General features: G+C 55.5%; 1 pseudogene. It reads right to left on the bottom strand.

What is annotated here, in order from left to right:
* Window positions 1-211 (bottom strand): annotated as a pseudogene (locus RTK32_RS08870) (cell division ATP-binding protein FtsE); the annotation flags it as partial.

Genomic DNA, 211 nt, shown 5'->3' with positions numbered 1-211 from the left:
CCAACAGGCCCACTTTATCCAGCGCGGCGGAAACGCGGCGACGAATATCTTCCCCGCTTGCGCCCGCTATAATCAGCGGAATCGCCACATTTTCATAGACGGACCGGTCCATCAGCAGATGGTGATCCTGAAAAATCATGCCGATTTGGCGGCGTAAAAAAGGCACTTCCCGGCTCTTCAGGCGGCTAATGTCATGCCCGCTGAACCAGAT

The sequence above is a fragment of the Erwinia sp. genome (genome assembly GCF_031978025.1).
Lineage (GTDB): Bacteria > Pseudomonadota > Gammaproteobacteria > Enterobacterales > Enterobacteriaceae > Erwinia.
Note: the sequence above shows the minus strand (reverse complement) of the source record. Positions and strands in the feature narration are given on the sequence as shown.